The sequence below is a fragment of the Ruegeria atlantica genome, assembly GCF_013032505.1.
GTDB classification, from domain to species: Bacteria; Pseudomonadota; Alphaproteobacteria; order Rhodobacterales; family Rhodobacteraceae; genus Ruegeria; species Ruegeria atlantica_F.
The window spans coordinates 1-7,399 of sequence record NZ_WQCG01000023.1; the positions used below are offsets into that span (position 1 = coordinate 1).

General features: G+C 56.1%; 6 protein-coding genes. 1 reads left to right on the forward strand and 5 read right to left on the reverse strand.

Going from position 1 to position 7,399, the window contains the following annotated elements:
* From GOW92_RS24555 to GOW92_RS24570, 4 genes are all read right to left on the reverse strand, one after another.
* Positions 1-1,293: Ig-like domain-containing protein (locus tag GOW92_RS24555; protein ID WP_254453159.1), on the reverse strand; the 1,293-nt coding region annotated here is incomplete at its 3' end.
* 138 nt (positions 1,294-1,431) lie between these two features.
* A complete protein-coding gene (locus tag GOW92_RS24560) occupies positions 1,432-2,478 on the reverse strand; it encodes a BapA/Bap/LapF family prefix-like domain-containing protein (protein WP_170566474.1) in 1,047 nt (348 codons plus the stop codon).
* A gap of 176 nt (positions 2,479-2,654) precedes the next feature.
* Positions 2,655-4,535, reverse strand: coding sequence for a BapA/Bap/LapF family prefix-like domain-containing protein (locus GOW92_RS24565; RefSeq protein WP_170566477.1), 1,881 nt, complete (start codon positions 4,533-4,535; stop codon positions 2,655-2,657).
* 100 nt (positions 4,536-4,635) lie between these two features.
* Positions 4,636-5,121: a hypothetical protein gene (locus GOW92_RS24570; RefSeq protein WP_170566480.1), complete on the reverse strand. Its 486-nt coding sequence runs from the start codon at positions 5,119-5,121 to the stop codon at positions 4,636-4,638.
* 465 nt (positions 5,122-5,586) lie between these two features.
* Between GOW92_RS24570 and GOW92_RS24575 the strand changes: the two genes are divergently transcribed.
* The gene (locus tag GOW92_RS24575) at positions 5,587-6,198 is read left to right on the forward strand and encodes a recombinase family protein (protein ID WP_254453160.1); all 612 of its coding nucleotides are present in this window, start codon (positions 5,587-5,589) and stop codon (positions 6,196-6,198) included.
* An 849-nt stretch (positions 6,199-7,047) separates the two neighbouring features.
* On the opposite strand, the gene GOW92_RS24580 is transcribed toward GOW92_RS24575, so the two are convergent.
* The coding region (locus GOW92_RS24580; protein ID WP_170566483.1) for a toxin-activating lysine-acyltransferase at positions 7,048-7,399 on the reverse strand (352 nt) is incomplete at its 5' end.

Here is a 7,399-nt window from a genome sequence, read left to right on the forward strand (position 1 = left end):
ATCCGGGGCCACGACCGGCGGTGCCGGGGGCGCGACCGGGGGCTCCGAATAGGTTTCACTGGTCGCTTGAGAGCTGTTGCCCGCGCTGTCAATCGCCGCCACGCTGATCGCAGCACCGTCCGACAGCACGCCGGCTGGGATCGTCACGCTGTAGGTGCCGCCCGTCGCCGTGACCTCGCGCGTGGCGCCACCCTGCGACCCATCCGGATACGTCACCGCAACCGTGGACCCATCCTCCGCTGTGCCGCTGACCGTGACACTGCCATCCTGAGCCGTCGCAATCTGCACCGTCGGCGCCCCGGGGGCGGTCGTATCCGGGGCCACGACCGGCGGTGCCGGGGGCGCGACCGGGGGCTCCGAATAGGTTTCACTGGTCGCTTGAGAGCTGTTGCCCGCGCTGTCAATCGCCGCCACGCTGATCGCAGCACCGTCCGACAGCACGCCGGCTGGGATCGTCACGCTGTAGGTGCCGCCCGTCGCCGTGACCTCGCGCGTGGCGCCACCCTGCGACCCATCCGGATACGTCACCGCAACCGTGGACCCATCCTCCGCTGTGCCGCTGACCGTGACACTGCCATCCTGAGCCGTCGCAATCTGCACCGTCGGCGCCCCGGGGGCGGTCGTATCCGGGGCCACGACCGGCGGTGCCGGGGGCGCGACCGGATCAGGCACAACCGGGTCAGGCTGCGGCTGCGGGTCCGGCTGCACCTGCGGGTCCGGTTGGCCCGGTTGTGCTGGTGCCGGGTCGGCATCGTCATCATCATCGTCGGACGCGGAAACAATCGCAGCCGCAACTGCACCGATGGCAACCACGCCGGCAATCAATGCCGCGGTGCTGATCGCGGCCCCACCCGTTGCTGCACCAACAGCCGTCGCACCCTGGGATACGGTCGGATCGGAAAATGCCATGGAATCATTGGCATAGGCTGCATCAAGTGCGCCAATTTCTCCGGGCGTTGCACGGAACAATTCCGACAGTTCATCCCGCGGTCGGGGCTCCACCCCGATCATCTGACCGTCAAGGCTCAATCGCGCTTCGAAAAATTCACCGGTTTCAGGGTCACGCAGCACAAGAACACGACCGTCTTCCGCAAAGAACCCGTCAATGCGTATCTGATGGCCACTCTGAAGGACAATTACCAGATCGGCACCATCACGCAGAGCCGCCTCGATACTCTGCGACGCAACCGGAAGCACCGCTCCGAACGCAGCAGCAGGCAGGCGGATCAACTGCCCGGAACCGCTCTCGTTCAACTCAGACATGTTGGCGATGAAAGCACTATCTTTTGCCATAAGATTTCCTTGATGTATCGAACCAAATGCGCCTGTTTTCTATTCAGTCGTCACTGTGGTTCTGTATCGGCCCCCGCCGATCATGAGGGAGCTTATTTGCCAATTGTTGGCATGCCGCTGTTGAACACCTCCGGGCATTCATAAACACCTGTAACGGTTAGATCGGGATCGACGATGAAACTTCCGGTCATTCCAGTGAAGATTGCGATATTTTCCTTCGATACCCGTTGTGCCGGCAAATCGGGTGCCCTGCCCGGTTACGGCCATCGGGTTGATACGGTCACCGTCAATCCACAGACAAAAACTGCGGACTTCATCCGAAAGAGTCCCCAGACCTTCATCATTCAGGACACAATCCGCCACTCCGGCACCGGAAAGCGTTACGTCCTGCGGGGACAACGAATTTGCTTCAGCATCGGTTTCAAAATACTCGACAGCGTCAGCCTTGCCGTGCCCGTTTATTTCGAAAGCCTGGCGCGTCACATTGCCAATCACGTCATACTCGTAGGCAATGATCACATCATCCACACCATCCCCGTTTAAGTCGATTTTCTGGCGCACCATGTTACCAATTGCGTCGTATTCGTACGTAACGATCCAGTGGCCCGTTTCGTCCCGACAGCAACTCTGCGATGCAGGTCCGATCGGCGCGGTTACAGGGTCGTCATCGTCGGTTTCAGAAGCAATCGCACCGATGGCAACCGCACCGGCAATCAATGCCCCGGTGCTGATCGCGCGCGCCCCCGTTGCCGCACCAACAACCATTGCACCCTCGGATACGACCGGATCGGCAAATGCCATGGAATCATTGGCATAGGCTGCATCAAGTGCGCCAACTTCCCCAGGTGTTGCTTGGAACAATTCCGACAGTTCATCCCGCGATCGGGGCTCCACCCCGATCATCTGACCGTCAAGGCTCAATCGCGCTTCGAAAAATTCACCGGTTTCAGGGTCACGCAGCACAAGAACACGACCGTCTTCCGCAAAGAACCCGTCAATGCGTATCTGATGGCCACTCTGAAGGACAATTACCAGATCGGCACCATCACGCAGGGCCGCCTCGATGCTCTGCGACGCAACCGGAAGCACCGCCCCAAACGCGCCTGCAGGCAGGCGGATCAACTGCCCGGAACCGCTCTCGTTCAACTCAGACATGTTGGCGATGAAAGCACTATCGTTTGACATACGATTTCCTTGATGTATCGAACCAAATGCGCCTGTTTTCTATTCAGTCGTCACTGTGGTTCCGTATCGGCCCCCGCCGAAGATGAGTGGGCTTATTTGCCTCTGCAGAGGCTGTCGGCGGGGGCCTGTTCGGCAGTTGAGGGGGCGATAGAACTGCCGAACAACTCGATGCAGTCCTAAGCGCCTACGACTTCCACATTTGTTATGTCAGGGTCGATGCGGAGGTTACCGGCTGTGCTGGTGTAGACATTGTAATCTACTACTACGTCGTTACCGAATTCATCGCGACCGACAACGACCGGTTCTGTGCCGCTGCGGGCGAACTGCCCGTTCAAGGTCACAGCGTCATTGTCATCGCCATTAATCAGCAGCGTATAGCTTGGGGCCTCGCTTGGGGCCTCACCCGAAAGGGCCTGTAACACCTCAGGGGTCAGAGACAAAGTTGTCCCCTCCTCGGAACCCGGGGAAAGCCTGATCTCCTCCACCCCCACCAAGGTACTATCCCCAGGATTTGGTGTAACGCTCGGACCGTAATAAATGACTGTTTCTGCCTCGGGATCACCGGCGTTGCTGACCTTCTCAACAACCAATTCACCATTCTGGTCATACTCATAAGTCGTGGTAACCTCAGCGCTACCATCCCCATTTATATCGTATGTTCTAACCGACACGCGCTGAGACCCACCGTCGTATACGAAGGTCTCGATTTCCTCCGAAAAGGAAAATGATCCTGTTGGTTCTCCTTGGTCATCATAATCTGGTGTTTTGGAAGCTGTTGTCTCCTGGGTTAAACGGCCTTCGGGATCGTATACGTTGGTTATACGGACTTCGTAGTCATCGTCGCTAGGGTCGACGTTAAGGTCTTGAGGGTCGTTATCGATATTGTGGGCCGTCACCTTGTCAGGATTCTGCGGATCTTCGTATTCGAAGGTTTCGACTCTCATTTCTCGGTTGGTCGTTGTTACTGGGTCTTCACCGTCTTCACCCGGGACCTCCACAACGTTAGTAGTCATGGCCTCCACGCGCTCCAAACGATTTTGTGCGTCATACTGATAACTCGATGTTTCGGTTGAAACCCGTTCCACCTCGGTACCTTGCACTCCATCATAAGTGATGACCTCTGTCATCAGGAGGTTATCTTCATTATAGGTGTTTGTGGTCGTAGTGATTGCCGATGGATTTGGGCTCTCCCCTCTATACTCCTGGACACGGACCACGTCAGCCAGGCCGTTCGCCTGGTTGTCGATCTCCTGGCGCGTAACACGACCGTCAGCATCAAGGGTATTGGTGGTGATCGATTGGACGTTACCTTCTGCATCGCGGATGGTGATGACTTCCCGGTCAACTATACCGTCGCCGTCGTCATCGAAAGTTCCGTCACTCGTGACAACCGGCTGCGGGTCCGGTTGCGGCTGCGGTTGCGGTTGCGGGTCCGGCTGCGGTTGCGGGTCCGGTTGCGGTTGCGGTTGCGGCTGCGGGTCCGGTTGGCCCGATTGTGCTGGTGCCGGGTCGGCATCGTCATCATCATCGTCGGATGCGGAAACAATCGCAGCCGCAACTGCACCGATGGCAACCACGCCGGCAATCAATGCCGCGGTGCTGATCGCGGCTCCCCCCGTTGCTGCACCAACAGCTGTCGCACCCTGGGATACGGTCGGGTCGGCAAATGCCATGGAATCATTGGTATAGGCTGCATCAAGTGCGCCAATTTCCCCGGGCGTTGCATGGAACAATTCCGACAGTTCATCCCGCGATCGGGGCTCCACCCCGATCATCTGACCGTCAAGGCTCAAACGCGCTTCGAAAAATTCACCGGTTTCAGGGTCACGCAGCACAAGAACACGACCGTCTTCCGCAAAGAACCCGTCAATGCGTATCTGGTGGCCACTCTGAAGGACAATTACCAGATCGGCACCATCACGCAGGGCCGCCTCAATGCTCTGTGACGCAACCGGAAGCACCGCCCCAAACGCGCCTGCAGGCAGGCGGATCAAGCGCCCGGAACCGCTCTCGTTCAACTCAGACATGTTGGCAACGGCAGTATTATCATTCGACATAAGTTTTCCTTAACTGGACAGAGCGAGCACCCATATTCGGTCACTTGCTCAAGATGGAGACTTTGCGGAGGCTTTCTTAACAACGCCTCCTACTCGCTACTTAAAACAGCGGATCCGAGACACGCTTTTGCCATTCCTCATTGTTGGAAAACGCCGAGGCAAGAACATCAGCCAGGAACGTTGTGCTCACAGGAAGCTTCACGCGCGCGTCAGCAATGGACAAGAATTTCGCAGTAGTGTCGGAGCCACTGAAATTTCGCGAAACCATGATGGTCGAAACGTTTGGGACAAATTCCCGAATAGCCATCGTCTTGTGGACGGCGAGCTCCAAACCATCTCGGACATAGCAATAATCAAGATCGACCAATAGGATCGAACGATTTCGCGGAGTGCTCGTAGGCGAAAGCGGCGAGTTCAACATAACCCGAACACAATCAATGCTTTCGAAGAACAGGACCTCGAACCCAAACCCCTTCAGAGTTGCTGCCAGATTACAGCTGGCATCGGCACGATGGTCACCCACAAACAAAACCCGTCCGGCTGGAACCACGCCATCCACATCCCTGCTCGAAACTCTCGAATACACGTGACACTTTGTTCGAGGCGGATAAAGGGCCGGACCCACCGTAGATGCACTTTCCCGGACCCCACTCAAAAGCTCATAAGTTACAATGAGCACGATCCCGCACAGGCTTGTGAACAGGACGTAAAACCCTGACGCAAAAACCAAAATTACGCACAAAAATACCGTGGGTGTTGCCACTACGAAAAGACGCACAGCGTCTCTATTTTCCCCAATCGGCGAACGACGAAACAATACTCTATCACTACCGCGAATTACCGCGGCAAAAACGTTCGATTATGCGAGGGTTGGTTTTAGTGGGACGTCGGCACTTTCATGCCGGCAATTTTCAATATGGTTTCATCACGTTAAGCGCGTCAATGGGTAACGTGGGGGAAGGTTGGGATGAAAACGAACGTTTTTGTCAATTAGAATTCGACGTGAGATTCTGCATAAACGTAAGAAAAGTAAGAAGAAGTGAGCTTGTGTATGTTTATGATTTCCAAACCAGCAGCAGCCAGAAAATCAGAGGAAAAAAGGAAACTGATTGGGTATGCTCGTGTATCAACCGATGATCAGAACCTGGATCTGCAAATCCAATCTCTCCGAAAAAGCGGATGCCTTAAAATATTCCAAGACAGGGGGGTTTCGGGATCGCAGATGGAGCGACCGGGACTCGAAAAAGCCATTCTTGCCGCACGTGGCGGCACATTGGTTGTCTGGCGTCTCGACCGTATGGGTCGGTCATTGCAAGGTTTGGTAAAACTGATGGGAACGCTCGTCGAGCAAGATACGGAGTTTCAATCCCTCACCGAAGCCATTGACACCAGATCAAGCGCCGGAGTTTTGTTTTTTCATATCATGGCAGCGCTGTCGGAGTTTGAACGCAGCCTGATCAGCGAAAGAACCAAGGCAGGTCTTGATGCGGCACGCTTAAGGGGTGCCAGTCTGGGTCGCCCGCGAGTGCTGTCCGATCATCAGATTTCAAATGCAATTCGCGAGTTATCTTGCGGGAATGCCGAAATCTCCGATTTATGCGACAAGCTGGGAGTATCGAAAAGAACATTGCAGCGTTACATGCAGGAACACAGTTCCGCCTGAGCAGCGGGTCGCTAAAGAACGAACGGTTGTCGCTGATTGGGGCTGAGTGAATTTCAGACCCAGAACAGCCCGGCCTCAAGATCACCTTGCGTGGTTTTCCTGGGTTGCGCACCCGATCTGCAAAACCTTCAGGAACCGGGTTGTGATTGGCAGCTACAGGAACGGTCCGGAATATCTCACGCCGAGGTACCCGGTGCCCGCCACCGTTCGTTCTTTTTTGAGTTGTGAACCCGTCATGCGAAATCGGTAAGGGCCTTGCGAGACTGGTGCCCCGTTCACCGGCAATCGGGCACTCCGGCAACCAGGATCGCGCCGACGACCGAACCAACCGCAGCAGCGGAGCAAAGAGTTGCGGTGGTTTTGACCGACGCGACGTCGGTTTCGATACCTGTTCGATTGGCTTGTCCAATCGAGTTGCCTGGTGGTTGCGCAGCTCAATAAGATTACTGTCCCAGGCTTCGAACAAATCCGTGTCCCCGCGAATTCCAGGTGCCCCGAGTTGCGCCAGGTGCCGGTTGCGTGCCGCAACAATCTGTCCGCGCCTAGAAACCAAGCCCCCGGGAAGGCGCGCGTTTTGGGACGAGAACTGACAATCCGCTCTGCAGTGAACAGCCACAAGGGGCATAATCCGATTGGTTCTGACGCGCATACAAGCGTTGCCAGCAAGAGCTTTGCTTTTTTGATGAAAACGGTTCGGACATCCTTGCCGGTTTCGACCGCGGCACCCATCACGCCCACTGCCGAAGCTTTGCGGGTGGAGCTGGTCGATGGGTGCTGTTTTCAAATTGAAAGACATTCAGATAGCTCTTCTGTTGAGTTGACCTGCTCGTCAGCCGGGTCGTGGAGACTTCAGACCGGTATGCCCGTTGACAAGTTTTTCAGGGTTGAGGTCTGCTCATTCATGCTCTGTACATCCCCCGCGACATCAGCGTTTGTACTCCTCAAATTGAACCGGCGCAGGTTGATGCCGGTCCAGCGGCTGACCCGGCGTACTGAACTGTCAGGATTGCGGCGCAGGCTGGTGGCAACTTCGTTTGGAAAGACATTGTGCGTCATGTCACGCAGGATTTCCCGCGTGTTGTCACATGACGTGATGCAGGTGTTGAAGAACAACCGGTCCCCACTATGCCACTCCTCCTCATGCAACGCCCGGCCGGTTGAAAGAACATCCGCCTCGCAGTCTTCAGAGAGCCAAGCCCAT